The organism is Chitinophaga barathri, from assembly GCF_003807585.1.
Taxonomy (GTDB): domain Bacteria; phylum Bacteroidota; class Bacteroidia; order Chitinophagales; family Chitinophagaceae; genus Chitinophaga; species Chitinophaga barathri.
In genome coordinates, this window is sequence record NZ_RMBX01000003.1 from 189,083 (window position 1) to 214,092 (window position 25,010).

Sequence of the window (25,010 nt, forward strand, 5' to 3'; positions counted from 1 at the left end):
TTCGGGTTAATGCTCATCCCGGTTTTTAAGAGAAAGTCTCAGATCCTTCAGTGCGAGGATCATGTGTTTTTTAACGGTTTCTTCACTGACATTCAATGCGGCCGCTATTTGTTTGCGGGTATAATTGAAGAGGTATCCCATCTTAAAGACGCGGGAGCGGATGGGGGGAAGTTTGTCAATAGCTTCTCTCAGTTGTTGTTGAAGTTCTGAATTTTCCAGCTGGTTGTAAGGCGCCGTAAAATCTGTGAGTTGCAACATCTGTTCATTACGTTTCCGTGTGACTTTGTCGCGTTGCAGTTTATTGAGGCAGCGGTTGCGGACGCTGATAAAGAGATAGTTCTTAAGGTGGTTGACGTCGTTGAACTGCCGTTGTTCCATCCGTTGCCAGAATTCGATAAAAAATTCCTGCACCACTTCTTCGGCATCGGCTTCGTGCTGGAGGATACCGAGGGCGGCGATCCAGAGCCATTTGCGGTAAGAGGTGTAAACGTAGTCGAAAGCCTCGCTATCGCCGGCTTTCAGCCTTTCCAATAAGTCCATTTGTTGATCTGATGATGTCATGCCAAGTATGAATCAACCCTGCCGGCAAAGTAACTTCAACCCGAACATATAAAACGCCGCCAGGAAAATAATAATTATAACTTAATATTTAAATGCTGGAGAAAAAGGTTAGCTAAACCGGGGATGATCTGATGCTGCGACGAAGATAATACTTTAATTGAAAAAACAACCGTCTGTTCTTTCCACTTTTAGTATACCCATGGGCTACTGTAGCATAACAATTTCTTTACCTGGGGGATTCAGCCTGTTTGGGTTATTTTTGTCTTTTAACAGCGGTCTGATTTTCTAATAAGGCTGTGCTTACCTGAAATTACTCTATACCCTGCATGCTCTCTTTTCTAAATTCCCTAAGATGCTATAAAAATGCTTTTCTATGGTAGAAATCGATCCCTTCTCCCGGCTATCCCTTTAAATTCAGGGCATCCCTCCTCTCCCAATCCCCGCATTACGACAACTATCCTGTCTTTTAATACGAGCATCACTTTCATTCTGAGACTTTCTCTAAACCTGATAACAATTCCTTTACATAGGGGATTCACCCATCAGGAAATTTATTGTGTCTTTAAATAGATAAAGCGTTAGCGACATGTGAATGTAATTCTATTCGACCCTGAGTAATGTAATTGTATTTGACTGTAATCGCAATCGTGACTAGCTATAAAAAAACAACCTTAACTAACGTTTAACAAAAAACTTATGAGACAGTCTCCTGTTCTATCATTGCGAGGGCTCGCAATGTTGTGCATGGTGTTATTCCTACACCTGGCCACAAGAGCAAATGTTCATCAATTTGATTTTAAAGTGACATTGAAAGCGGAGCAGGTAGCCTTAAAAAATGTGATGAAGGATATTGAGAAGCAGACGGGGTTGTACTTCATGTACAGCGCAACCGGCGGTCTGAAAATAAATGACCCGGTGAGCATCCATGTGACCAATGCAAAACTGGAAGATGTATTGGAAACATTGCTCGAAGTACGCGGCATCAGCTGGTCTATTATCGACAAGGCGATTGTGCTGAAATCGGGTGCCGTGAAAAATAAAGAAAACAAGGAAACGAAGGAAGCCATGTTCCGAACGGTAAGCGGGTCCGTTCTTGATAAAGACGGGCAGCCGTTGCCGGGAGCGACGGTGCAGATCAAAGGGACGAATATCGGAACGACTACGGCCGTTACCGGTATTTTTTCTTTAGCGAATGTGCCTACGAAGCAGTTGGTTATTCAGGCCAGGTATACGGGGTATGAATCGCAGGAAAAAGTTCTTACTGAGGGGAACATTGTTTTTAATTTAAATCCTAGTGTCAGTAACCTTGATGAGACGGTTGTAGTGGCTTACGGCACTTCGACAAAGCGTTCTGTAACAGGCGCTGTCAGTGTAGTTAAAGGAGAGGAGATCAGGACATTACCTAACCGTTCGTTTGATAAAAGTTTGCAAGGTCTTGTGCCGGGCTTAAGAATATCAAACGGTACAGGTCAGCCTGGTGGCGGTGTTAGCAATATGATTGTCAGAGGAATCTCTACCGGCACAGAAGCACTCGGTGGGTCTACAGTGCGAAATCCGTTAATAGTAATAGATGGCATGCAGGTTACCCAAGACATATTTAACAGAATGGGGCCCAGTGATCCATTTACACCACTGACAAACCCACTCGCACAAATTAACCCAGACGACATTGCTGAGATTTCGGTTCTGAAAGATGCAGCCGCCATAGCATTATACGGATCCAAAGCTAGCAATGGCGTCATAATGGTGACAACAAAAAGAGGACGGTCGGGCAAAACCAAATTCAACTTCAGTCATCAAACTGATGCATCTATGCGACCAGCCTCTATACCTAAAATGCTCAACCAATCACAGTATCTTGAGTTGCTATACGAAACATATCGTAATACAGATCCCACCACCTGGACAGATGAAGCCATCCGCGCAGATCTCTTCAAAAAATTTCCTTACCAGACTATAGGAAATGATACTTCTTTTTACCCTCAGGCTGAATGGGATAATGAGATTTACAACCATCCAGCCATTACCTTATCCAACAACCTCTCTGTTTCCGGCGGCACTCCGAATCAAACCTTCTACCTGAATTTCGAGTATACCAAACAAAATGGAATCATAAAAAGTACGGGATATGAAAGAGCATCACTCCGTGTGAATCTCGACAATAGGATAACAGACTGGCTCAAATTTGGGATCAGTTCGACCTTCTCATATAATCTTCAAAAAGCGGGTTATCAAAGTGAAGGGCCATATGCAGGAGCTCCCTCTACGGATATCCTGTCACCCTTACTTCCTATCAGAACGTCCGACGGCAGCTATATAAAAGAATTCACCTGGGGAACCCTCTTAAATACAGTATACCCCAACCCAATATTCGAAAGAGACTACAATCTGAACAAAACCAGTGCCTTTCGTGGTCTTACAACAATGAATGCCGATGTTTCATTTCTGCGTCATTTCAATTTTACAACGTCACTAGGCGTAGATTATATGCAAACGGAAAATAAACAAAAAATAGATCCGAGGTTATCAAACTCCGGCGGAGGATACATCAGAGACTATGATACAAGAAATGCAAATCTGCTTTGGATGAGTATATTGAAATATCAGACCCAGATAGGTAGACATCATCACATTGATGTACTGGCTGGACAGGAAGCTCAAATTCAGAATAATAAGAATCTATATTTATCTGTTAAAGGAAGTTTTGGACAGCAAACCAATCCATATTATACTGATGTCGTAAATCCAGAGTACGTAATGGATGTTTTTCTAGGAGGGACTTTAAAACGAACCAGCCTATCGCAATTTGTACATCTAAACTACGATTACAGAAAAAAATACAATATATCAGGTAGCTGGCGGCGCGATGGCGCCTCGGTATTTGGTGATTCCAATCCATTTGGCAACTATTGGTCCCTAGGAGGTGCATGGATCATCAGTGAAGAAAACTTTATGCAACCGATAAAAAATGTAATACCATTTCTTAAACTCAGAGGCAGTATAGGCCTTGCAGGGAATGCCGGAGCAGTAAACCACTTATTGCGCTACCATCTGCTATCTAGGCAACTGTTCATGAAAGATCCTGCTGTAATGCCAGGTACTTCACCTGGCAATCCAACTATTAAATGGGAAAAAACTAGTCAGTGGAATGGCGGTCTGCAGGCAGGGCTTCTTAACAATCGTCTTACAGCAGATGTCGATCTCTACTATAAATTCACAAAAAATCTTATCTATCAAACTATTCTACCAAGCTTCACTGGATACGCAAGCGTAATGGACAATATTGGGGATATCCGAAATAGCGGTATTGAACTTAGTTTGTCTGGTGACATTATTCGAAGAAAAGACCTGCGTGTTGCTCTACGTGGTAATTGGAGCAAAAACAGCAACAAACTTTTGAAAGCCAACAAAAATATCTATTCTGTTTCGAACATAATGTCGAATGAAGAGGGCCGCGAAATGAATAGTTACTTCATGCCAGTTTGGGCCGGCGTGAACCCTGCAAATGGAATGCCACAGTGGTTAGATTCCAGTATGAAGCCAACACAACAATACAACTTAGCTCTCAAACAATTTGTAGGTAGATCTCAACCGGATGCATTTGGTAGCATAACCAGTACTGTAACTTGGAAAAATTTAGAATTACAGGCAATGTTTTACTATCAATATGGAGGGCTCTTCTATAATGAAGTCAATAGTCTGCTCTTAACAGACGGATTAAGAGCCTATCATAATGTACCGGTGACGGCCTTAAATAGATGGCAGAAACCAGGAGATATAGCCGAAAACCCAGTCAGACTGTTAAGCAATAATAATTCGGGAGCAGAGAACTCCACCCGATATCTACAGAAATCAGATTATATACGTTTTCAAAACCTGAAACTCACATGGCGTATTCCCAGAAAATGGCTATCGCCTGCCCGGGTTCAAGATTTGAGTATCGACGGACAAGTTAATAATCTCGCTTTATGGGCTACAGCTGATGATGTAGACCCTGATAATGTAAATCTTGGAGGACGAGGAGGTTTTGCCTATCCTAATTCAAGAACATATTCTATCCGGTTGAATGTTTCATTTTAAATGAATTATCCATGAAATCAAGAAATATCTACTCCTTAATAATAGCAGTGGGAATAATAATGACAGCATGCGGAAAATCATTCCTCGATGCCCCACCTCAGAATGTCCTTCCTAAAGAAGCGTATGTCAATAATCTTCAGGCCTGCGAGCAATTAATGAAGAGCTTGTATCTTTCATTGAGCAATGCTTATGGAAGCTATTCTGAAATTTATCCAGAACTGGCTGCTGATAATATAAAGCCTGTAACGGGGGCGACCAACTTCATCCAAATTTATTCTTGGAAACAGATTACCAACAGCAGCACAGAAAATACCGTACCTCAGTCTGTTAATCTCAATGGCCTTTCATATGCCTTTTATAATCTAATACTTTCAAGCAATTTTTTGCTTGAAAGAGCTCCTGATTTCAGGCATGAGAACTCAGCATCTACGGATAACATTATGGGAGTTGCTTATACAATGAGAGCATATGCTTATTTCATGCTGGTAAATTTCTTTGCTCAACCATACGAATATACAAGTGGCGCCCAACACCCGGGAGTTGTATTTATACCAGGGGCTGACTGGACTAAACCAGAAGTAGGAAGAGCCACAGTAAATAAAATCTACCAACATATAACAGAGGATCTTCAACAGGCACTTCGCCTCCTACCAGAAACCTCTTCAAACTTAATGCTGCTCAATAAAAAAGTAGCATCAGCTCTCCTTTCTCGGGTATATCTATTCCAAAGTGACTACGAACAATCATTGCGGCATGCACAATTGAGTATAAAAAATACGCCCTTGCTGAGCATTTCGATGGGTTATCCTGATGAAATATTCAAAAAAACAGATCCCAACGCCAACGAATCCTTTTTTGTCCTGGCACCTAAAAGTGTAAGCCAAATAGGCAATAGTACCGGAGGAATATTTTCAAATAATTACTATCAATATCGCAAGCACTTTATAGCAACGGCCGATATGGCTTCACTGCTTCAAGTGAGCAATACCGACATCAGGAAAAATTGGGTCTCCCAATTAAGCGGAAATTGGGAGGTTCTAAAGTTCCCTTCAGGAGTGATAAGCGATGTCAATCCCAGCCAAGCTGCTTATTATAAGCCGTTGATCCGGTCATCAGAGATGTATCTAAATGCAGCGGAAGCCTGCTTCCAACTTCACAAAGAGGACAGTGCACTATACTACATAAATCAGATCGTACAGCGTGCTGACCCAATGGCTACACCATTACAAGTCACCGGTAATGATATATTTGAGGCTATACAGAAAGAGCGAAGAAAAGAACTCGCCTTCGAGGGCCTACGGCTATTTGACCTACTTCGCTGGAAACAGGATATTGTCAGGACAGATCCCCTCTTCCCGGATGCTGTGAGGCTTTCATATCCTAGCGACAAAGCTATTGCGCCACTACCCCAAATTGACGCCAGCAGGCCTGGTGTAGTGCAAAATCCCGGCTATTAAACCATAATATGACTAAAATGAAGATACCCAAGCTATTAATTTGCTTACTAATTGTCAGCCAGGAGTTACTTGCGTCCGAAACTGCGCCGGCCAAAATACTGGTAAAACTGGAAGCCTTGGCGACGAGTAATGATGATACCTTAAGTATTCAATACTATGACCCTTTTAACTACAATATGTTCCCGGGGCCAACGGGACGAACTGAATACTATGATCTTCCAGCTAAAAGAGATATCGAAATTTCAGCCACCAGCGCAATTGTGGTAGTTATAAATCAAAAAAAGGGAAACCAGACCAGACATATGTTTCTACTACCAGGAAACAATATCACACTTCAGCTTAATCAAAATAAAATTGATGTATCTGGAGACGGTAGTCAAACATATGACTTCCTTTACAAAGACCTATATCCGAAATTCAATCAGCTTCATCCTCCCGGAACAGCGGGAAGTGCCGCCCCAACCGACCTCAAGGACTTCACAGCCTGGAATACATATCTGGATAAAAAATCTGAGATATTACATCATACACTCACAGAATATTCAACACTGTACCCGTCCCCAATATGGAATATAATCAAAGCAACGTTTTTAAGTTCGATTGAAAATACTCGGCAGGGAAAATTTTACCTAATTTGTGTTGATAAAAAAAAATACAGGCTTGATCAGTCGGATATAAGGAACCTTTATGATTCTCTGATACATAACAATAACCTGAAATGGTTACTAAGTCAGACGGAAGAAATGCCTATCCCCGAACAGTATTACCGTTTCCTTGTATTGAAACAACATGTCCTGTATGATGTGAACGATCCCGAAAATATGCGCATCTTTGCTAATCCTAAAAATAAATACCTAAATTATTTCCAGCTGATAGAAGCTAATACGCAAGGAAGATTTAAGGATCAATTGCTCACCTACCTACTGCTTAGCCGGGTAGCCAAAGGTGGTAACACTCCCCTAGCAAACGAGTTGGCGGAGAGTGTTTACCCCAAGTTGGATCATGATGGGTATAAGCAGGTCATTAAGCAGGGGCTATCAGCCTATGCACTTGCAGCCTCCAATAGCGGAGAATTCTGGGATTTTTTGATTCTGGACAAAGATGGCAACCGTGTATCTGATTTCAAGAACAAGGTAATTATCCTTCATCTGAATAAAAGAGGGAATATCAACCAAAACATTTTCTTTCAATCTGCGTATAAAAAATTCTCCAATAATCCAAACATACTGTTCGCAATAGTGTCAGGCGAAAATGAGAAAGCCTCAACAAAACAACAAAAAACAATAATAGAACATCCAAATAACAAAGTCCATCGCTGGTATGCTCCCCACAGCAACGACTATCTTGATTTCAATCTATTAAATCTGGGACCAGATAATGTTCAGACTCTTGTTCTTTGCCCTACTGTAAACTACCATATCAGTATTTATCACCCTTATATCAGAAAAAAGCTACGCATTTCAGACACAGACTCCGCTCGTTTGGACTATATCGAAAAACAAGTCACCAAAACAGATGGACCATTTGTGTACTATAGCGGTGACACATGTTTCGTTCATAACATCAGGAATACGACCCCTTTTACAGATACCATTTACGACAAACACGTAAGTGAACAAAACGTATATACTGATTCACAAGGAAGCCATTTTAAGGTATCCATTATGGGTAAGGCACAGCCAACACCGTCAATATACCCGCAACCGGAAAAAATGCTCGTACTTTCCGACCTTGAAGGAAATTACAAAACTCTTCGTGAATTCTTGTTAAATCATCATGTAATTGATAAAAATTACAATTGGACATTTGGCAAAGCTCATTTAGTCATTGCTGGGGATATTTTTGACAGAGGAACCCAGGTAACCGCATGTCTTTGGTTAATCTATTCTCTTGAAGAAAAGGCTAAAGCTGCTGGCGGATTTGTTCACTTTATACTTGGCAATCATGAAGTAATGAATCTGACCGGAAAGTTATCATATGTTCATAAAGATTATTTCCAGTTCGCAACTATGCTTGGACGCTCCTATGAAGACCTCCTCGGGCTTAATAGCGTATTGGGTCAATGGCTTCGAAGTAAAAACATTATAGAAGTTATTGGGGAAAATCTCGTGACACATGGTGGTATAAGTCCACAGGTAAACCGGTTAAAACTTCCTATCAAAAAAATAAACGACCTCCACTTTTCTTATCTGAATAAGGCGACCATGAATACTAAAGATAGTATCATCTTACAAACTATTATTAATAGTAAAGTATCTCCTTACTGGTACAGAGAGTATTATACTACTGGCAATACCTTTAACCCTAAGGTTATAGATACCACTCTTCAAACCTATAAAGTATCCCGGATTATCACAGGACATACCATAGTGCCGGATGTTATAAGCTACTACGGAGGAAAAGTAATCAATACAGATACTCACCATGCATCAGGAGACAGTGAAGGTCTTATGATTGAAAATGGTCTTTTATACCGAGTTATGTTGAATGGAAATAAAGAGCTACTGCCATAGTTTAGCAGTATAACTATATTTTATTGAGGAAGAGCCCACTGTACGAAATGTACAGTGGGCTCTTCTATTTTCGTATAACAAATAACAATGGCCATTGATTCATAATATTTCCAACACCCAAAACTATTAATCATGAAAAAGTATTCAATCCTCGGGTTGGCACTGATGGCTGTTTCCGCAATCACTGCCGCCTTCGTTCCTTCAAAACAATCACTTGCTGCCGGCCAGGTAGTTGACGACGGCCACATCACTTTGTCATCAGGAGCCGGTCCTGAAAATACCTGTCGTACTGCATTGACTGGAGATGCTATCGATTGTTCTCATACACAAACCGGGAACAATGTAGCTAACAATGCATTGTCATCTACCAGTGCCAATGTACAGTTCAGCAACTCAATCAGTGATGATGCTGGCGCCGAAACCGGAACCAGCACAGAACCTTGATAGGTTTGAACCTTCATAACAGGAATAACGTCTCAATATGAGACGTTATTCCCTATTATTACCGCCATACACCATTACCTCCGATATGAAAAATTATATTATTACTTTGTTTCTGGCTGTGGCGACATTATCATGCCAGCAAGGGAAAAATCCATCTCCAAAGCATCACCATGCTGGAGCAGCCTATAATACCGTGGATATTATTCCAACGTCGGATACGATACGTTTTCTTTTAGATGAGGAATCGTTTAGTGACTTGGAATCATGGAGTGTCCGTGAGATTTCAGGCAAAACATATATAACGTTTTTTGACCAAGTATCTGAAAGTATTAATATCTATAGTTATCCCGACAACAGTCATATCAACAAAATTGAATTACAGCGGTTCTTTAAACCGACAACCGTCAACTCCGCCTATTTTCATAACTACGATAGCATTTTCTTAACCACACGGGAAGCGCTTTATATGATAGATAGTTCGGGAAAAAATGTCAAGAAATTTACATTTGATCGGGAAAGCAGACAAGGACGAGGTCGTATTTCACCTGAAAATCCTCTATACCTCCAACACAACACTGCATTCCTGGCAGTAAGTCCTTCAATAGATAATAGTTCGAAATCGTCTATCCGTTCCTGGAAAATGCTATGGACGGTAAACTTAGAAAACAACAAAACCAGCAGATATTATCATCTGCCAGAAATATATACTGAAAACTATTACGTAGGAAAATTAATAAAATATAGCTATTGTATGAATGATGCTGGACGTTTTGTAGTTAGTTTCGCAGCTGACACGATGTTATATGAAACCGACCTGAAAGACTACCATCATTCATATTTCGCAAAAAGCCAATATCAGTTACAACCTATTAAATACTCAAGCAGGGATAAACTACGGGAGATTAAGGAAGAAGCAAAAGTCTATATGACATCAGACTCGTACGGCTCAGTCTATTATGATCCTTATCATCACCGATATCTACGTGTTGCTAAGCCTCCAATTTCTGAAGACGATTTTGACGCCAAAAGATATCAGCGCCCATACAGGTTGATAATCTTTGATAAACATTTCAAAATTATAGGGGAATCAGATTTTGAAGAGGGCATAGATCTACGAAGGATGTTCTTCACCCCAGATGGAAAGATTTATGCAGAAGTCACTTCTCCTACGGATTATCAATTCAATTTTCTTCGCTTAGAATACAAAACAAACCAGGTAACCGATAAATAACATGAAGTACTTTTTTATATATATGGCATTTATTTTATACGCCTGTAATACCAAAACAACTAATCCATCGAGAGACAGTCTTATTGAGTCCAAACAACAGCAACAAATGTTGTATGAACAACTGGCTCAACTTGTGCCTGGCTCTTTACCTGGCAATGATTCTATCTCATTTATGGTACTTCCTCTTGAAGCATCCTGCCCCTCTTGTAGAGACAAATCTCTAGATAGTATTGTCCGATTTAAAAATAGCATTCCATCAAATCATTATATCATCCTGTCTTTAAAAGGCGGAAGGAAATATGTCCGACAGTACTTTAAAAATGCAGGTCACAAACAAATACCAGATATTCCCGGTGTTTTATTCATAGACAGCATAGACAAAGCCGGTGAATTTCAGTTATATCATAACAATCCTTCGTTTTACTATGCAGTTGCTGGAAATACTTATCGAAAAATTGATGCCTTGCCACACACAGTAAAAGAGGATCTGAGAGAATTTTTTAGAGGATATCGATTAAAATCTGAATAAAATGCCCCCACATGTTAAAATAGCATTGCATACACCCATACCGGAAACCCTAAAACCGACGTTTTCGATCCGGTTGAAAAAAGAACTGGTGAAAGAGATTGGCATCTATTATCCGCAATCCGATATTTTGTTGATTAATAGCCGTTCGGGGAGTTTTGGGGATATGATGGAAACAATGATGCGTTGTGGCATCGTAGATGAATCCTTTAATTGGCTATTCGGTGATGGCCATGTTATAATTACCGGAAATTGTCTTGATGGTTCAGAAGAAAGCGTAAGGCTCCTTTGGCTGATTTATGCACTTGAATCGAAAGCCATACGTCGTGGCGGATATCTTCATTTTCTCCCGGGTTCTTCCGAATTGCGAAATTCTATGGGACCATGGCGTCATAACCAACCTCCATATGCCCCTCGTAGTGCCAGATCCACCCATCGTTATGCAATTTTGTTTGATGGCAATAATGAATTATATCGATGGCTAAAGACTAAAAACGTATTAGAAAAAATAGGTAAAATAGCCATTTTTCAGTGCAACATGCCAGAAAACAGTAACCAATTCCTGCCCAAATTTCCTGGTAAAAAGTTTCCTGACAGTTTAAAAAGATTCCTTCTATGGCGGCTGGATGATTTCTGTCAGAGCGATCTCCAGTGCATGCTCGACACTCTGCAGGTTTCCATATTGATTGTCGTAGACTCGGACAGTGGAAGAATAATTGTATCCGAACTTGGCAAATATCACTTTCGTTATTCCGATATGCCGCTTTTTATTGGAAGAAATGAATACGATAATCTATAGATGAGGAGTCATTGAGCGGATTTCAGAATAACGCTAAGTGCTTACACATGAAAAAAAACTATGCCCTCGATTGGATACTTATGGCCGCATCAATGGGTACGGCTCTTTTTGTCCCCATCAAAAATTCCCTGGCAGGCGGTGGAATTGTATACCAAGGACATCTGACATTGTCAACAAATTGGGAAGGATTTCAACCGGACCAAACCTGCCGAACCGCAATTGGCGGAGATGAGCTCAATTGCCATCACACAGAAACAGCCAATGATAATTACGATTTTTTGTGGTCATCTACCAGTGCCAATGTATTATTTAGCAACTCAGTATCTTATGACAGTCCTCAATATACAGAAACCGGTACTGAACCATATTGATTAAAGTCCCGGAAAACCGAAAAGCTCTACATTTTTATACCGGACCAAAAAATGCAAAATACCAGCATTCCCCAACATAATATTGGCCACAGGTTTTCTTTCTTTCTCGACAAACCAATAGGCTCCTCCTTTCGCCGTCAGTCTACGAGAATGTAGTACTACTTGCAGGCAATCGCCGGCCCTTTTTATGAAATGTTCCTCTTTTAATACTCTTCCTGCCTCTAAGTAAACTTCGCCCAATCCGGATACTCCATGGCACAGACTAAGTCCACCCCAGATGCTCCTTTCATCATGGTATTTCAGGGCCTCCCCAATCCATTGATGGTAAATAGTATCTCCGGTAATCTCATATGCCTTGAGAAACATAAGGGCCATTCCCGGAGTACCTTCGCACCACGAATGATCGAAAAAATGTTTACGACTAATTTTTTTCCATGTAAGTCCTCCTGGGCAATATCCCGCTTTCGATATTAGATACTTAAGGCTTCTTTCTGCACATTCAATTGCTTCATGACGACCCGATTTCGCTCCATAAGACAATAAAAAGTAGGTTATTCCTGCCTGTCCATTGGCAAAATGATATGCCCCTCCCTTTTGCCGGATACTCCAACTGCCGTCGGGGTGCTGCGCATTGATAAGCTGGTTCGCAATATACTCCTCTCTTGTTCCTTCAAGCATATCCGAACAGTGAAGATTTGCAATTCCCTGACCCGCTAAACCATCCATCAATCCTAATTTATCTGAATCACGGGACAGCATGGAAGACCAACTTTCTATAATGGCATTCTCTTTTGTAAGCAATCCCCACCGGCAACATTCCGCCAACGCCAATGCGACCCCATCGGATCCAAAGTGCAATCCTCGGTTCGACAACTCAAAATTGTTTACATATTTGTTGCGGATAAGATCTAGTGCCTGACCAATCGGAACTGCTATATTCGAAACATTATATCCGGCCCCTCTGGCCCTTGAAAGAAAATAAAGCACACCTGCGGCTCCACGGTTAAAACTGGCGTACCAAGCTTTCTTTATATCATTAGTTTGATCAGAAGATTGACTCATATGCTCGGCAAACCAGCCTTTCTCTTTGTCCGCCAGAACGGACTCGCCCAAAGTCTGTATTCCTCTTTCAATAGTCTCTGTGATAAAACTAGAAGACAATGACTGCACCGCCTTCAACGGACGAGGTATGTTATTCGCTTTGTCTCTGTAAGTTTGCTGCAATACTTTCGCAATCATATCAGTGGTTGGTCGTAAATCTGCTTCTTTTTTCAGACATTGTTGAATTATACTAGCAATATTTACCTCTTCCACATAGAAAAGTACAGCTCTTTGCAACTCTTCCTCTGACATTCCCGAAAATTTGTAAGGTGATATTCCTGTCCATGCATGTAGCATAATTGCACCTATAGCATAGATATCCTCCTTAATAGTTGGCAACGCTGTCCTTTCTTGTTCAGGGGACATATATCCATACGTTCCTAACGTAAAAGGAGGGTCAGGATAATGTCCGCTGATAGAATAACTAAGTTCCATATCTATCACTGCTACTTTTCCGTTAGGCATAATCATAAAGTTATTTACAGTTACATCACGATGGACTACATCATTGTGATGCAGGACTTCCAATATCCGGACAATCTGTTCAAGATATTCCAACATACGCATTCCTGAGTTATTACCGTCAAGCAAGGATTGGCGAAGTTCATGATCTTTCCGAATAATACTTTGCAACGGCTTCCCCTTAATATACTCCATCACCAGATAATAATTTCCATTCTCCTGAAAACTCCCTAGCAACTTCGGCATACGTACCTTACCCGCAAGCCGCTCATGCAATTCCCGTTGCCATTTCAGCCGGTCCTGAATATCTCGCCCGTATTTATCCTTTGTATCCCCCTGCGAGCCCTCTTTGATCACACAAAGCCCGAAATTGGTAAGGCCTTTAATGTAAATGCACTTCACCACATCATTCTTCTTACTCTCCTTCAGACTTTTCAAAATAATATAATAATATCCAATCCTCTTCCCACTCTTCTTCTCCGCCTTCTGGGGAATAACGGCTACTGAGCCTTCATGAAGGCTTACACTTTGTTCTGCTGCCATAAGTCTTAAGCATTAAAAATGAAGAAAAACGCGACCACGGAACTGGCCGCTTTTCTGAAAGAAAAATTTACTATGAACGATCCGTCTTCGTCGTAATAATAACTCTGGCGCGCATTCGAAAATTTAATCGGCGCGCCGAAATCCTTCATCAGGTTCAGATATTTATAGATGCAGCGCTCGGAAATTCCAAGTCTCTCTGCCAGCCTGGAGGGGGTTCCGGTGGACTTTGTACGGATGAGGTAGTCAAGGCGCTGCAGGCGCTCCAGCGTGTCTGTGGTCATGGATTGGCAATGGTTTTAAAAGTAAAAAGGGTTGATCAATAGCTCACCCTTTACGCAGCGCGGCAAAACTGCATATCGGGAACGGGATTTGTCACTGCTTTCCGGCTCTTCGGGTTAAACTCTCTGTGTCTTCTCTATAAAATTCCTACAATTAACAATAAGATAAAATAGCGGTTCAGACATTTTTATTGTCTCTTTAGCTCACTTGGAGGATGACCGAAATATGCATGATATCTTCTGGAGAAATTTCCATAGTCAGGATACCCAACCATTTGTGCCACCCGCTGCAAAGGCAGCGCAGTGGTGCTTATCAGCTCCTTCGCTCTTTCAAGCCTGGAACGTTTTACGAACGCCTGCAGCGATTCGTTATAGATTCTTTTGAACCCGTATTTCAGCTTGGAAACGCTGATGCAATAATCTGAAGCCAGCTCCCTGTTGCCTAATTCCTTTCCCAAATTATTCTGTATGTAAGCCCTGATAGCGGCAAACAGCGTATGATCGTCATCACGCTGCTGCGGTATATCTTCAGTTTTTAATGTGCCGGTCAATAATAATGTAATGTACGCGGGAATATCAAAGTCCCTGAAAGGCTCCGCCGGCGGCATTCCGCGGATCTCCTGCACATGTCCGTAAATACGGTTCGTCATAATACAGGGAGATGGCTGAAAGTATCCCGCTTTGTTTTCCTCCGCCCGCAGCAACAGCTCTCCCACCAATGGCGAATCCCCCAGGCGGCCCAGTTGCTCCCCGCTCAGGTAAATATGAAATATCTCATACACCGCCCCTTTCTCCAGCCAGCCCCTGAACTGGTGATTGAGAATATGAAAATAACCAAACTGCCCCGCCCTGAACCAGGCCATGCCTTTGCCCGCCAGCTGCCAGCGGATACTGCCCTTCATCATAAACTGCAAAACTGTAACAGCCTCCGGCACATGCGGCTCAATCACCGTATCTTCCTTCGGGAAAAACACGCTGTTGCATATTACAAACCCGTCCGTCTGTAATATCTGGTATAATATATCCACGCCGGGTGTTTCTTCTAACACAGCCGTGGTAAAGGGATACACATATGTCCGATACTGCGGTGGGATCTCAGTGGTGGTGCGGATGTTTTCCAACGGTTCGCCCGCAACGAGGAACCGCATATGAAATTTAGCCGGCAATGGGTTATTGAGCATAAAATGGAGTTCGCAATGGTTAGTGAAACCGGTTGCAATTAAGCTATATTAACGATACGGCGTTTTTTGTTAATATAGAATTGATAATAAATTAACATTAGTGATTACATTGCGCTTATGAACCGTTATTTTGTGCTTAACAAACCTTACAATATGCTTTCCCAGTTCAAAGGCAACGAACAGGAAATTCGGATGTTGGGCGAACTGGATTTTGATTTCCCGGAAGGTATTCATGCGGTAGGCAGGTTGGATGCGACTTCTGAAGGGCTGCTGCTGCTTACCACCAATAAAAGGGTGACTAACCTCCTTTTCCAGGGCAAGGAGCCACATAGCCGAACATATCACGTAATGGTGAGAAATAACGTCAGTGATGAAAAATTGCAGCAGCTGCGCAACGGCGTACGCATCCGCATCTCAGGAGATGAATACTACACCACCCCGCCCTGCGAGGCGAATATCATTCCCGCGCCGGTTGGATTAGTAAAAAGAGAAGGAGATATCACCCGCGAAGTACCGCACACCTGGCTCAGTATTACCATATTCGAAGGAAAGTTCCGCCAGGTGAGAAAAATGGTGCAGGCCATCGGCCATCCCTGTAAACGGCTGATCCGCGTGTCGATCGAAGATATTCACCTGGGGAGCCTCGAAGCCGGCGGAGTAAAAGAAATGGATGAAACGGAGTTTTTCAGGCTGCTGAAGATTGTGTTTGTTCCGCCCGCAGTATCAGGTAAGTGATCAGTATACCAAAACCCGCCATCAGCCCAAACGCCCACCGAAGGCTCAATGCTTCCGCCAGGAAACCGATCACCGGCGGCACTAGCAGGAAACCTAAATAACCAACCGTGCTTACCGCCGCAATAGCCGGCCCGTTTGCCATCGTTTTGGATTTTCCGGCCATGCTGAACACCAGCGGCACCACGCAGCTAACCCCCACGCCTATCATCATAAACCCGATCCCCGCGGCTACCGGCTGCGGCCATAGCGCGGCCAGCAGCAGGCCACAGCAGATCAGCATCCCGCTGTATTTGATCATGTTCATCACGCCGAACTTATGCACTACCCTGTCCCCGCTGAACCGCCCGGCCGCCATCGCCACCATATACGCCACAAAACCCGCCGTCACCACTTCCCGCGACGCCTGCACCGCTTTCTGGAAATAGATACCGCTCCAGTCGTACATCGTACCCTCGCAACTCATCACCGCAAAACAGATCAGGCCGTATTTCAGGAGATGTTTGTCCGGCAGCGCAAACCTTCTGCCCGTAGGCGCGGGCGGCTGCTCCAGCACACCGGGATAAGCAAAAAAACCGAGTATCACCAGCAGTACTCCCACCACCAGGAAGTGCCAGGACGTGCCCACCTGGAAATACACCATCACCCCGCCCAGCGCCGCGCCGCTGAATCCCGCCACGCTCCATATGCCGTGAAAGGTGGTGATAATGGACCGTTCGTATAAAGCCTGTACACCTACAGATTGCGCATTCATGGAAATATTGAGCAGGTTGCGCGAAGCGCCGAAACAGAACAACCCGATCACCAGCTGCCATACCGCCGTTACAAAACCAAGACAGCTCAGCATGCCATTAAACGCCAGCGCGCCGATGAACATGATCCGGCTGCTGCTGTACCGTTGTAAAAGAAAACCGGTAATGGGCATGGTCACCATCAACCCCAGCGGCAATGCAAACAATACGCTGCCCAGCTCCGCTTCGTTCAGCCGCAGGCGGTGTTGTATATCCGGAATACGGGAAGCCCATGTGGAAAATCCAAAACCTGAAATGAAGAAAAATAATGCAATAGCAATTCGTGCTCTCCTGGCCTGGTTCATGTGTCTTTTATTCTTCTGTTTTAATCCTGCCGGCCAGCAATGTGGTACCCAGCCCTAAAATAGCGATCACGGCAAATGACCACCGCAGCCCGAACGCTTCCGCGATAAACCCGATCAGCGGCGGCCCCAGCAGGAATCCGAAGAACCCGATGGACGATACCATGGCCAGCGCCACACCGGGCGGGATGGTCCTGGACCTGCCGGCAAGACTGAAAGATAAGGGAACTACCGCCGCAACTCCAAGCCCCGTGATCAAAAATCCTATGGTGGAAGGGATCAGCATGGGAAGGATCACCGCCGTCATCAGGCCGGTGAGGATGATCACGCCGCTGGCCTGCAGCATCCGTTTTACGCCGAACTTCGTGATAAAATAATCCGCCGTGAACCTTCCGCCCGCCATCGTGCTCATAAATGCTATAAACCCAAGCCTGCTGTACTCCACCGGCGCATGTACCACCTGGTTGAAATAAACGCCCGTCCATTCGAACATCGTGCCTTCGCAGATCATACAGGCAAATGTGATCATGCCGAGCAGGATGATATTCCTGTCCGGCTTCACCCAGATATTGTTTTTGCCGGTTTTGCGGGGCGCATCGCGCGGCAGCAGGAATGAACCGGTCAGTATCGCCAGGATGATCGCAAGGCTGAAAATGACGCAGAAATGCACGAAAGGGCTCTGCTCCTGCGCCACCATCCAGCCGCCGATAAGCCCGCCGGCAAAACCCGCCAGGCTCCACAAACCGTGAAAACTCGCCATAATACTGCGCCTGTAAAGCATTTCAACGCCCACGGCCTGCGTGTTCGCCGAAATATTCATCAGGTTCGCGCATAGTCCGAATATGACCAGCGCAGCCGCCAGCAACATAATACCGGGCGCAAGCCCCAACAGCAGTAAGGAGGAAGGATACAGGAAAGCCGCGACCATCAGTACACCCCGGCTGCCGAAACGGCTCACGAGGTAACCGGAAAGCGCCATCCCGGCCAGTTGCCCCGCCGGCAGCGCAAATAAAAGCCCGCCCAGCTGGGCATCGCTCAGTTGTAATTTGATCTTGACGTCCGGGATACGGCTGGCCCAGCTCGCAAATACGATGCCCTGGATGAAAAAAAAGATGCTCAGTGCAATACGGTAAACTCTTTGCGGCCGCAGCGGAATGGAATAAGCTATCTGCATGGCATGCAAAATTATTATATCCCCATACACCCTTTTTGGTCTGGAATGATCAATATTTGTACTGTATTGATCCGGATTACTGTAATTTTGTACCGTCATGAACAATCTGCAACTGGAAGAGATCCACCCGGACTCGGGTAAATCCTTCAAACTGAACGCCTCCTGTTTTAAGAAAAACTTCTACTGGCACTTCCACCCGGAATACGAGATCGTATACGTGGAAGGCGGCTCCGGTACACGCCACGTAGGCCAGCATATCTCCAACTACATAGACAGCGACCTGATATTTATCGGCCCCGATGTGCCGCATCTGAACTTCGACTACGGCCTCGGCCATGAGATCAACCAGATAGTTGTACAGTTGAAGGAGGATTTCCTGGGAGACGCATTCCTCAACGCCCCCGAACTCTCCGCCATACGGGAACTGTTCGGCCGCGCCAGATTCGGACTCTCCTTCTCCGGGCAAACGAAAAATATTATTGCCGGCAAACTTAAGCAGATGCAGCAGATGGAACATTTTGCACAACTGATATGCCTGCTGGAAGTATTCCAGATCATGGCCACCAGCCAGGACGTGGTGCAGCTGAACAACCGGGTGGACCTCCAGCACAAGGACAGCCGCATGGAAACGATCTACCGCTACATCGACGCGAACTTCCATCTCAAACCGGATGTGAACGAGATTGCCCGGCAGGTGCACATGACCACCGCCGCCTTCTGCCGTTACTTTAAAAAACAGACCGGCATGACGTTCACCGATTTCGTCAATCACTGCCGCATCAACCAGGCGAAGAACCTGCTGCTGCAGGACAGGTCCGTGAGCGAAGCATGTTTTGCCACGGGGTTTGAACAACTGTCTTACTTCACGAAACTGTTCACAAAAATGAACGGGGAAAATCCCCGCGAGTTCAAGAAAAGATATCTTACGAACTAAAACTGCTGATCATTTCCCGTACACACCCCGCAGATATTCTTCCGCGCTCACAGGCGCGTGCCCCAGCAGCTTTTCCAGCTCTGTACCCGGTGTGTCGAACTCGCCCGCTTTAATGGCCAGGGCAAAGGCCGCGGCTGAATCCACCACTTCATCGGGCAGGCCCTCGTGCAGCATCGAAGTTTTAAACTCCGCCGCAGTGGGCGATACATGGGTGATCTTTTTACCGGATACCTCGGTTAGTATCTTTGCAATGTCGCTGTAAGACCAGGACCGTGTGTTGGAAAAATCATAGGTTTTATTTTCATGTCCCGGAGAGGTAAGGACGTTCACCCCGGCTTCTGCCATGTCGTTCCGGGCCGCATACGCTACTTTCCCTTTGCCCGCCGGCTGGTAGATCACGCCTCTTTCGATCACATGTTCGCCGATATAGATGGGTACATAATCCAGGTAAAGATTGTGGCGGAGAATGGTATACAGAAAGCCCGCGTTGATGATCGCAGCTTCTGTATCAATGTGGGCTTTGGTGACAAATGCTATCGGAGAATCGGGGTTATCTTTTTTCCGCTGGAAGCTGGTATAGATCACATGCCTTACGCCCGCTTCCGCGGCGGCTTTCACTACATTCATATGTTGTAGCTCCCTGCGTGTTACATCGGAGGCGGATATAAAATACAACTGGTCCACGCCTTTAAAAGCGGTCAGCAGCGAGCCATATTCGTTGTAATCACCCGGGCGTATAGCCACATGCAGTTCTTTTGCTCTCCCGGGATCCCTCGCCATCACGGAGATGCCCGCCGCATGCCTTCTTTTTAAAAGAAAATCCACTACCAGTCCGCCTAAATGTCCCGTTGCGCCAGTGATCAGTATCATATTGATGGTTTTAACTGATACAACAACCGTTCCGGGGAAAGAGTTGCGGCGGCTTTACATCTTCTCCTTTTCCGTCAGTTTTGAATCCAGGAATTCCCATTCTTTGATATGCGCGGGCCGGTGTTCTTTTTTGACGATCGCATCCAGCTGTCGCAGTATATCCGGATGTTGCGCGGCGAGATCTTTGCTTTCGGAAGGGTCCGCGGAGAGATCGTACAGCTCCCAGGTTTTGTGCAGGTTTTGTTTCAGACCGGTTTTTACGCCTTTCCATTTCCCCATGCGGATAGCCAGCTGGCCGCCCTTTTCGGGGTATTCAAAATAAATGTAAGGTCTTTGCGCCTGGCTTCCGCGATTGCCGGTCATTTCAGGAAGCAGCGAAATACCGTCGTTCTCCGGCGCGGCGATGCCCGCAATGGCGGCAAAGGTGGCCATCATATCGTATTGCACCGCTACGAGGGCGGATTGTGTATTAGCGGGAATTTTGCCCGGCCAGCGCGCGATAAAAGGCTCGCGGATACCGCCTTCGTACACATCCATTTTCAGGCCGCGCAGGCCGCTTACGCTGTTAAAGAACTTTGCATCTACCCCGCCGTTGAACGTGGCGCCATTGTCCGAAGAAAACATGATCACGGTGTTCTCATCCAGCCCCAACTTTTTGACCTGCTCCATGATAATACCCACCTGCGCATCCAGGTAAGTGATCATTGCGGCGTAGGTGGATAAAGGATATTTGGCGGCGGCATAAGACTGCTGCCCGTAATAAGGTTTCTCAGGGAATTGCCCGATATATTGTTGCACCGCCGCATCGGGCACCTGCAGCGATACGTGCGGGATGGTGTAAGGGAGGTACAGGAAAAAAGGCTGCGCCTGGTTCTCTTTGATAAAGTTCACCGCTTTGCCGGTCATGGCATCCACGGCATATTCTTTTCCTTTGAAGTAGTTAAAATCCTCGTCTGTGGCGGTAGCGGGGTCCAGGCGTTTGTGCACGTACATGGGCGGATTGTTCAGCGTGTCCCAGCGGGAATTTTCCCAGAGATGCGAGGGGTAAAAGTTATGCGCCTGTTTCTGGTCCAGGTAACCGTAGAAATAATCGAACCCCTGTTTGTTCGGGCTGCCGGTGGAATAATACATCCCCAGCCCCCATTTGCCGATAGCGCCCGTTTTATAACCCGCCTGTTTCAGCATTCGCGCAACGGTCATGGTGCCTTCCGGCAGCGGCATCTGCCCGGCTTCCAGCGAATCGGAAAAACCACCCAGCTCATAATTCCCCCGGATATAGGAATGCCCGCCATGACGGCCGGTCATCAGCATACAACGCGCGGGCGCGCATACCGGGGTACTGGTATAAAACTGGTTGAACTTCACGCCTTCCCTGGCAAGTTTGTCCAGGTGCGGGGTTTTGATCTTCTGCTGGCCATAGGCGCCCAACTCTCCCACCCCCAGGTCATCCGCATAAATGAAGATGATATTCGGGCGGCGCTGTTTCGCCTTCTGTTGTGCGGATGCGGTGCCGGCGCCCACCGTGGCGGCCAGCAAACCAAAGAGCATAAAAACGTTCTTCATGTTACAAATAAACAGTCCGGGCTATGATTATTCTCCATACCAGGACAATAACTGACTGAAAGATGACAGCCGGGCGCTGATCAATCGTTTGCGCAGCAAACAAAGCGGCATCCGGGGTTCCTCCTCTCGCGAAAACCCTGCCCGATTCCCGTCATTTCGTTGCTAACCCCGAAATATCGTTGTTTTTCCGTGGGGCCCGGGCATCCCCTGATCCCCGCTTTATCTTGCCTGTATTGAATTACAGCTGCTCCGGCGCGGTATGGCATGCGGATAGCATGGTATAGGGCATAAAAACCAGTATTATGTACCAGATGAACAATGTACCATTCCGGATCCAGTCCATCCGCTCCGCTTACGCCGTGCCCCAGAAGGATCACGAGCTGAGGATCATTTACCTCGCCAATGGCACGGGAGCGTTTTACGAACAGAACAAACTCGTGGAGACCAGCGGCGACAGCCTGTTTTTCCTCCACAATGCCCTGGCCGGCAGGGTGGAGATCTCCCGGGAGTCGCAGGGCCAGGTCTACTCCTTCACCCATGAATTTATCCAGCACATTCCGCTCGTGCACGAACTGTCCATGTTCGAGGCGGAGCACACAACGTCTGCCATTCTCGTCAAAAACCCGGTGAAACAGGAAGTGGAGATGATCCTGCAAAAGATCAGCAGCGAATACGAATCCGCCAAACATTACAGCCTGGACAACATCCGCGATTATCTGAAGATCATCGTGCGGCAGATCAGCCGTTCCGTGAGCAACCACCAGCAGAGCTGGTCCTCTTCCCGTAAAACAGGCCTGGTGCGCCAGTTTCTCCAGCTGCTGGACCAGCAATATACCGCTCTTAAAAAAGTAACGCACTACGCTGAAAAACTGCACGTTACGGCAAACCACCTGAACACCACGCTGAAGGACATCACCGGCATCACCGCCAGTGAGCACATCCGCCAGCGCGTGATCTCCGAAGCCAAACTGCTGGCCATCCGCCGGGAAAATTATTCGATGAAGGAAATCGCTTATCACCTTGGATTTGAAGACAAATCACACTTCTCCAAGTACTTCAAAAACGCTTCCGGGAAAAACTTTACCAACTATAAAAAAGAGCTTGCCATGGACGCATGATTACGTTATTTTCGGTACATGCTTACATTTCAGTTTTCCCCTTTCCCGGAGATAACGACCAACCGGCTGGTATTAAGACAATTGCGTACATCAGACGCCGAAGACATGCGATACCTCCGCTCCCATCCGGAGCTGATGCGGTACATCCCCCGCCCGCGGGCAGGTTCACTTGAGGAAGCTGTATCCCTCATCAAACGTTACAATGCCTCCATTGAGCGCAACGAGTCCATTAACTGGGCGATGGCCGATAAGGAAACAGATAAACAGATCGGCGCGATCGGCTTCGTGCGTTTCAAACCGGAGCATTACCGCGGCGAAGTAGGTTACCTGCTGCACGATGGCTGGCATGGGAAGGGCATTATGTCCGAAGCGCTGGCTGCGGTGTTGCATTACGGCTTTCATACGCTGGGGCTGCATTCTGTGGAAGCGGTCATAGACCCGGAGAATATTGCTTCGGAAAAGCTCCTGCAAAAACTGGACTTTGTGAAAGAGGCGCACTTCCGCGAAGCGGAGTATTATGAAGGCAGCTGGCTGGATTCCATCGTGTATTCATTACTCACTCCCTTAAAATAAACCTATGTTGCTCCGCATCCTGTTCCTTTGCTGCCTCTCCCTGCCTGCACTGGCAGAGGATTCCACGACCATCAAAGTTTTATTCCTCTATGGCTCCAAACCCTCGCCCGCTTACAAAAAGACAGAGCCTAAATGGTTTGGCGGCATCCTGGGCGGTCATGTAGGCATCGAGATCGCGCCGGACCGCGTGCTGAGTTTTATGCCGCAGGGCCAGCTGCATATCGTGGACAAAGGCCCGAACCGCCACAGCCGCTTTGGCCTGCACACCGAACGCCAGTTCTGGGGCATCATGGGCTATCCCGGCGAAGAAGTAAAAAAGATGACCATCGAAATACCTATCGCCAGCTGGCAGAAACAGCGGCTGGACAGTCTTGCCGCCGAATACCTGCGCCAGACGCCTTATGATTATGCGGTAGTGGGCATGCGCTGCGGGTCCGCCGCGCACGAGATACTGTCGCGCATCGGTGTGGTGGAAAAGGGTTATGAGGGAAGGAATTCCAAGATCGATGTGTTCTACCCCAAGATACTGCGCACCTCCCTGCTGCGGTATGCCGAAAAAAGGAACTGGGCCGTGCGGGAATATCCCGGTACTGAAAGAAGGATTTGGGAAGGAGATGAGACTTCTTTCATTAAATGATTAATTTCACGCCGTCATGGCAAGAACATATGTGATCGGCGATATTCACGGCGCACTGCTTGCGCTGCAACAGATAATTGCGAAGATAAAACCACAGCCGGAAGACAGGCTGATATTCCTGGGAGACTACGTGGACGGATGGAGCCAGTCCTCCGCTGTGATCAGCTACCTGATGGAGCTGGAACAACAATGCCGCTGCCTGTTCCTGAAAGGCAATCACGACGCCTGGTGCGAATCCTGGCTGGCCGGTGAAAAACCGGACAGTGTCTGGCTCTTTCACGGCGGCATTTCCACCGTGGAAAGTTACGAACCGCTGAGCGAACCGGAAAAAAAACAACACCTCGCGTTTTACCAGCGCATGCTCCACTATCATACCGACGCGGAGAACAGGCTTTTTATCCACGCGGGCTTCGCGTCGCTGCATGGCCCTGACTTTGACCGGTACGAAAAGAACTTCATGTGGGACCGTACCCTTTGGGAAATGGCCCTGTCACTGAACCCCCGCATCCGGCAAAACGATCTCCGTTACCCCAAAAGGCTCCGCCTTTTTTCCGAAATATTCATCGGCCACACGCCTACCATCAACTACGGCGTGTCCGAACCCATGAAAGCCGCCAACGTGTGGAATGTGGACACCGGGGCCGCCTTCACCGGCAGGCTGTCCGCGCTGAACATAGACACCAAAAAGTACTTCCAGAGCGACGTGGTGCGCACCCTTTACCCCCGGGAAAAAGGCCGGAACCAGTACTAGGCCCCGATCCTGCCAATT

22 protein-coding genes are annotated in these 25,010 nt (G+C 46.0%); 14 read left to right on the forward strand and 8 right to left on the reverse strand.

Annotated features, from left to right (window positions below):
* Positions 1-6: 6 nt before the first annotated feature.
* Positions 7-540, reverse strand: coding sequence for an RNA polymerase sigma-70 factor (locus tag EG028_RS06570; protein ID WP_162946235.1), 534 nt, complete (start codon positions 538-540; stop codon positions 7-9).
* A gap of 717 nt (positions 541-1,257) precedes the next feature.
* Between EG028_RS06570 and EG028_RS06575 the strand changes: the two genes are divergently transcribed.
* From EG028_RS06575 to EG028_RS06610, 8 genes are all read left to right on the forward strand, one after another.
* Positions 1,258-4,641, forward strand: a complete 3,384-nt coding sequence (locus EG028_RS06575) for a SusC/RagA family TonB-linked outer membrane protein (RefSeq protein ID WP_120514781.1) — start codon at positions 1,258-1,260, stop codon at positions 4,639-4,641.
* An 11-nt stretch (positions 4,642-4,652) separates the two neighbouring features.
* Positions 4,653-6,098, forward strand: a complete 1,446-nt coding sequence (locus EG028_RS06580) for a RagB/SusD family nutrient uptake outer membrane protein (RefSeq protein WP_120514782.1) — start codon at positions 4,653-4,655, stop codon at positions 6,096-6,098.
* A 17-nt stretch (positions 6,099-6,115) separates the two neighbouring features.
* Positions 6,116-8,611 (forward strand): metallophosphoesterase, encoded by a 2,496-nt coding sequence (locus tag EG028_RS06585; RefSeq protein ID WP_185096811.1) that lies wholly within the window; start codon positions 6,116-6,118, stop codon positions 8,609-8,611.
* A 132-nt stretch (positions 8,612-8,743) separates the two neighbouring features.
* Positions 8,744-9,055: a hypothetical protein gene (locus EG028_RS06590; RefSeq protein WP_123864585.1), complete on the forward strand. Its 312-nt coding sequence runs from the start codon at positions 8,744-8,746 to the stop codon at positions 9,053-9,055.
* Positions 9,056-9,092: 37 nt separating this feature from the next.
* Positions 9,093-10,286, forward strand: a complete 1,194-nt coding sequence (locus EG028_RS06595) for a DUF4221 family protein (RefSeq protein WP_120514785.1) — start codon at positions 9,093-9,095, stop codon at positions 10,284-10,286.
* 1 nt (position 10,287) lies between these two features.
* The gene (locus EG028_RS06600; protein ID WP_123864586.1) at positions 10,288-10,815 is read left to right on the forward strand and encodes a hypothetical protein; all 528 of its coding nucleotides are present in this window, start codon (positions 10,288-10,290) and stop codon (positions 10,813-10,815) included.
* A 1-nt stretch (position 10,816) separates the two neighbouring features.
* Positions 10,817-11,611 carry a metallophosphoesterase family protein gene (locus EG028_RS06605; RefSeq protein WP_120514787.1) on the forward strand — a complete coding sequence of 265 codons (795 nt, stop codon included), beginning with the start codon at positions 10,817-10,819 and terminating at the stop codon, positions 11,609-11,611.
* 47 nt (positions 11,612-11,658) lie between these two features.
* The gene (locus EG028_RS06610) at positions 11,659-11,982 is read left to right on the forward strand and encodes a hypothetical protein (protein ID WP_123864587.1); all 324 of its coding nucleotides are present in this window, start codon (positions 11,659-11,661) and stop codon (positions 11,980-11,982) included.
* Here the strand turns inward: EG028_RS06610 and EG028_RS06615 are convergent, their stop codons facing one another.
* From EG028_RS06615 to EG028_RS06625, 3 genes are all read right to left on the reverse strand, one after another.
* The gene (locus tag EG028_RS06615) at positions 11,983-14,088 is read right to left on the reverse strand and encodes a protein kinase/lanthionine synthetase C family protein (RefSeq protein ID WP_120514788.1); all 2,106 of its coding nucleotides are present in this window, start codon (positions 14,086-14,088) and stop codon (positions 11,983-11,985) included.
* Between the two features lie 5 nt (positions 14,089-14,093).
* Complete coding sequence (locus EG028_RS06620; RefSeq protein ID WP_120514789.1) at positions 14,094-14,369, reverse strand: helix-turn-helix domain-containing protein; 276 nt, start codon at positions 14,367-14,369, stop codon at positions 14,094-14,096.
* 185 nt (positions 14,370-14,554) lie between these two features.
* Entirely contained in the window at positions 14,555-15,514 is a 960-nt protein-coding gene (locus EG028_RS06625; protein ID WP_162946236.1) for a helix-turn-helix domain-containing protein, read from the reverse strand.
* A gap of 150 nt (positions 15,515-15,664) precedes the next feature.
* Here EG028_RS06625 and EG028_RS06630 point away from each other — a divergent pair, with 150 nt between their 5' ends.
* Positions 15,665-16,282 (forward strand): pseudouridine synthase, encoded by a 618-nt coding sequence (locus EG028_RS06630; protein ID WP_120514791.1) that lies wholly within the window; start codon positions 15,665-15,667, stop codon positions 16,280-16,282.
* Here the strand turns inward: EG028_RS06630 and EG028_RS06635 are convergent.
* Both EG028_RS06635 and EG028_RS06640 read right to left on the reverse strand, forming a co-directional pair.
* Positions 16,233-17,375, reverse strand: a complete 1,143-nt coding sequence (locus EG028_RS06635; RefSeq protein WP_120514792.1) for an MFS transporter — start codon at positions 17,373-17,375, stop codon at positions 16,233-16,235. The genes EG028_RS06630 and EG028_RS06635 overlap by 50 nt on opposite strands.
* 7 nt (positions 17,376-17,382) lie before the next feature.
* A complete protein-coding gene (locus EG028_RS06640) occupies positions 17,383-18,546 on the reverse strand; it encodes an MFS transporter (protein ID WP_120514793.1) in 1,164 nt (387 codons plus the stop codon).
* Between the two features lie 97 nt (positions 18,547-18,643).
* Between EG028_RS06640 and EG028_RS06645 the strand changes: the two genes are divergently transcribed.
* Entirely contained in the window at positions 18,644-19,480 is an 837-nt protein-coding gene (locus tag EG028_RS06645) for a helix-turn-helix domain-containing protein (protein ID WP_120514794.1), read from the forward strand.
* A gap of 9 nt (positions 19,481-19,489) precedes the next feature.
* Here the strand turns inward: EG028_RS06645 and EG028_RS06650 are convergent, their stop codons facing one another.
* A complete protein-coding gene (locus tag EG028_RS06650) occupies positions 19,490-20,350 on the reverse strand; it encodes an SDR family oxidoreductase (protein WP_206614353.1) in 861 nt (286 codons plus the stop codon).
* Positions 20,351-20,404: 54 nt separating this feature from the next.
* Entirely contained in the window at positions 20,405-21,913 is a 1,509-nt protein-coding gene (locus EG028_RS06655; RefSeq protein ID WP_120514796.1) for an arylsulfatase, read from the reverse strand.
* 302 nt (positions 21,914-22,215) lie between these two features.
* On the opposite strand from EG028_RS06655, the gene EG028_RS06660 reads away from it, so the two are divergent.
* From EG028_RS06660 to EG028_RS06675, 4 genes are read left to right on the forward strand one after another with little or no spacing between them, the layout of a single operon-like run.
* A complete protein-coding gene (locus tag EG028_RS06660) occupies positions 22,216-23,031 on the forward strand; it encodes an AraC family transcriptional regulator (protein WP_120514797.1) in 816 nt (271 codons plus the stop codon).
* Between the two features lie 18 nt (positions 23,032-23,049).
* Positions 23,050-23,604, forward strand: a complete 555-nt coding sequence (locus EG028_RS06665) for a GNAT family N-acetyltransferase (RefSeq protein WP_120514798.1) — start codon at positions 23,050-23,052, stop codon at positions 23,602-23,604.
* 4 nt (positions 23,605-23,608) lie between these two features.
* Positions 23,609-24,241 carry a hypothetical protein gene (locus tag EG028_RS06670; protein WP_120514799.1) on the forward strand — a complete coding sequence of 211 codons (633 nt, stop codon included), beginning with the start codon at positions 23,609-23,611 and terminating at the stop codon, positions 24,239-24,241.
* Between the two features lie 16 nt (positions 24,242-24,257).
* Positions 24,258-24,992: a metallophosphoesterase family protein gene (locus EG028_RS06675; protein ID WP_120514800.1), complete on the forward strand. Its 735-nt coding sequence runs from the start codon at positions 24,258-24,260 to the stop codon at positions 24,990-24,992.
* The last annotated feature ends 18 nt before the right edge of the window (positions 24,993-25,010 follow it).

Excerpts from the sequence above, each read along its gene's own strand:
- EG028_RS06630 (WP_120514791.1), top strand. The coding sequence starts at position 15,665 with ATGAACCGTTATTTTGTGCTTAACAAACCTTACAATATGCTTTCCCAG.
- EG028_RS06605 (WP_120514787.1), top strand. The coding sequence starts at position 10,817 with ATGCCCCCACATGTTAAAATAGCATTGCATACACCCATACCGGAAACC.
- EG028_RS06665 (WP_120514798.1), top strand. The coding sequence starts at position 23,050 with ATGCTTACATTTCAGTTTTCCCCTTTCCCGGAGATAACGACCAACCGG.
- EG028_RS06585 (WP_185096811.1), top strand. The coding sequence starts at position 6,116 with ATGAAGATACCCAAGCTATTAATTTGCTTACTAATTGTCAGCCAGGAG.
- EG028_RS06675 (WP_120514800.1), top strand. The coding sequence starts at position 24,258 with ATGGCAAGAACATATGTGATCGGCGATATTCACGGCGCACTGCTTGCG.
- EG028_RS06590 (WP_123864585.1), top strand. The coding sequence starts at position 8,744 with ATGAAAAAGTATTCAATCCTCGGGTTGGCACTGATGGCTGTTTCCGCA.
- EG028_RS06655 (WP_120514796.1), bottom strand. The coding sequence starts at position 21,913 with ATGAAGAACGTTTTTATGCTCTTTGGTTTGCTGGCCGCCACGGTGGGC.
- EG028_RS06660 (WP_120514797.1), top strand. The coding sequence starts at position 22,216 with ATGTACCAGATGAACAATGTACCATTCCGGATCCAGTCCATCCGCTCC.
- EG028_RS06670 (WP_120514799.1), top strand. The coding sequence starts at position 23,609 with ATGTTGCTCCGCATCCTGTTCCTTTGCTGCCTCTCCCTGCCTGCACTG.
- EG028_RS06650 (WP_206614353.1), bottom strand. The coding sequence starts at position 20,350 with ATGATACTGATCACTGGCGCAACGGGACATTTAGGCGGACTGGTAGTG.
- EG028_RS06635 (WP_120514792.1), bottom strand. The coding sequence starts at position 17,375 with ATGAACCAGGCCAGGAGAGCACGAATTGCTATTGCATTATTTTTCTTC.
- EG028_RS06615 (WP_120514788.1), bottom strand. The coding sequence starts at position 14,088 with ATGGCAGCAGAACAAAGTGTAAGCCTTCATGAAGGCTCAGTAGCCGTT.
- EG028_RS06610 (WP_123864587.1), top strand. The coding sequence starts at position 11,659 with ATGAAAAAAAACTATGCCCTCGATTGGATACTTATGGCCGCATCAATG.
- EG028_RS06625 (WP_162946236.1), bottom strand. The coding sequence starts at position 15,514 with ATGCGGTTCCTCGTTGCGGGCGAACCGTTGGAAAACATCCGCACCACC.
- EG028_RS06570 (WP_162946235.1), bottom strand. The coding sequence starts at position 540 with ATGGACTTATTGGAAAGGCTGAAAGCCGGCGATAGCGAGGCTTTCGAC.
- EG028_RS06600 (WP_123864586.1), top strand. The coding sequence starts at position 10,288 with ATGAAGTACTTTTTTATATATATGGCATTTATTTTATACGCCTGTAAT.
- EG028_RS06580 (WP_120514782.1), top strand. The coding sequence starts at position 4,653 with ATGAAATCAAGAAATATCTACTCCTTAATAATAGCAGTGGGAATAATA.
- EG028_RS06640 (WP_120514793.1), bottom strand. The coding sequence starts at position 18,546 with ATGCAGATAGCTTATTCCATTCCGCTGCGGCCGCAAAGAGTTTACCGT.
- EG028_RS06575 (WP_120514781.1), top strand. The coding sequence starts at position 1,258 with ATGAGACAGTCTCCTGTTCTATCATTGCGAGGGCTCGCAATGTTGTGC.
- EG028_RS06595 (WP_120514785.1), top strand. The coding sequence starts at position 9,093 with ATGAGACGTTATTCCCTATTATTACCGCCATACACCATTACCTCCGAT.
- EG028_RS06645 (WP_120514794.1), top strand. The coding sequence starts at position 18,644 with ATGAACAATCTGCAACTGGAAGAGATCCACCCGGACTCGGGTAAATCC.
- EG028_RS06620 (WP_120514789.1), bottom strand. The coding sequence starts at position 14,369 with ATGACCACAGACACGCTGGAGCGCCTGCAGCGCCTTGACTACCTCATC.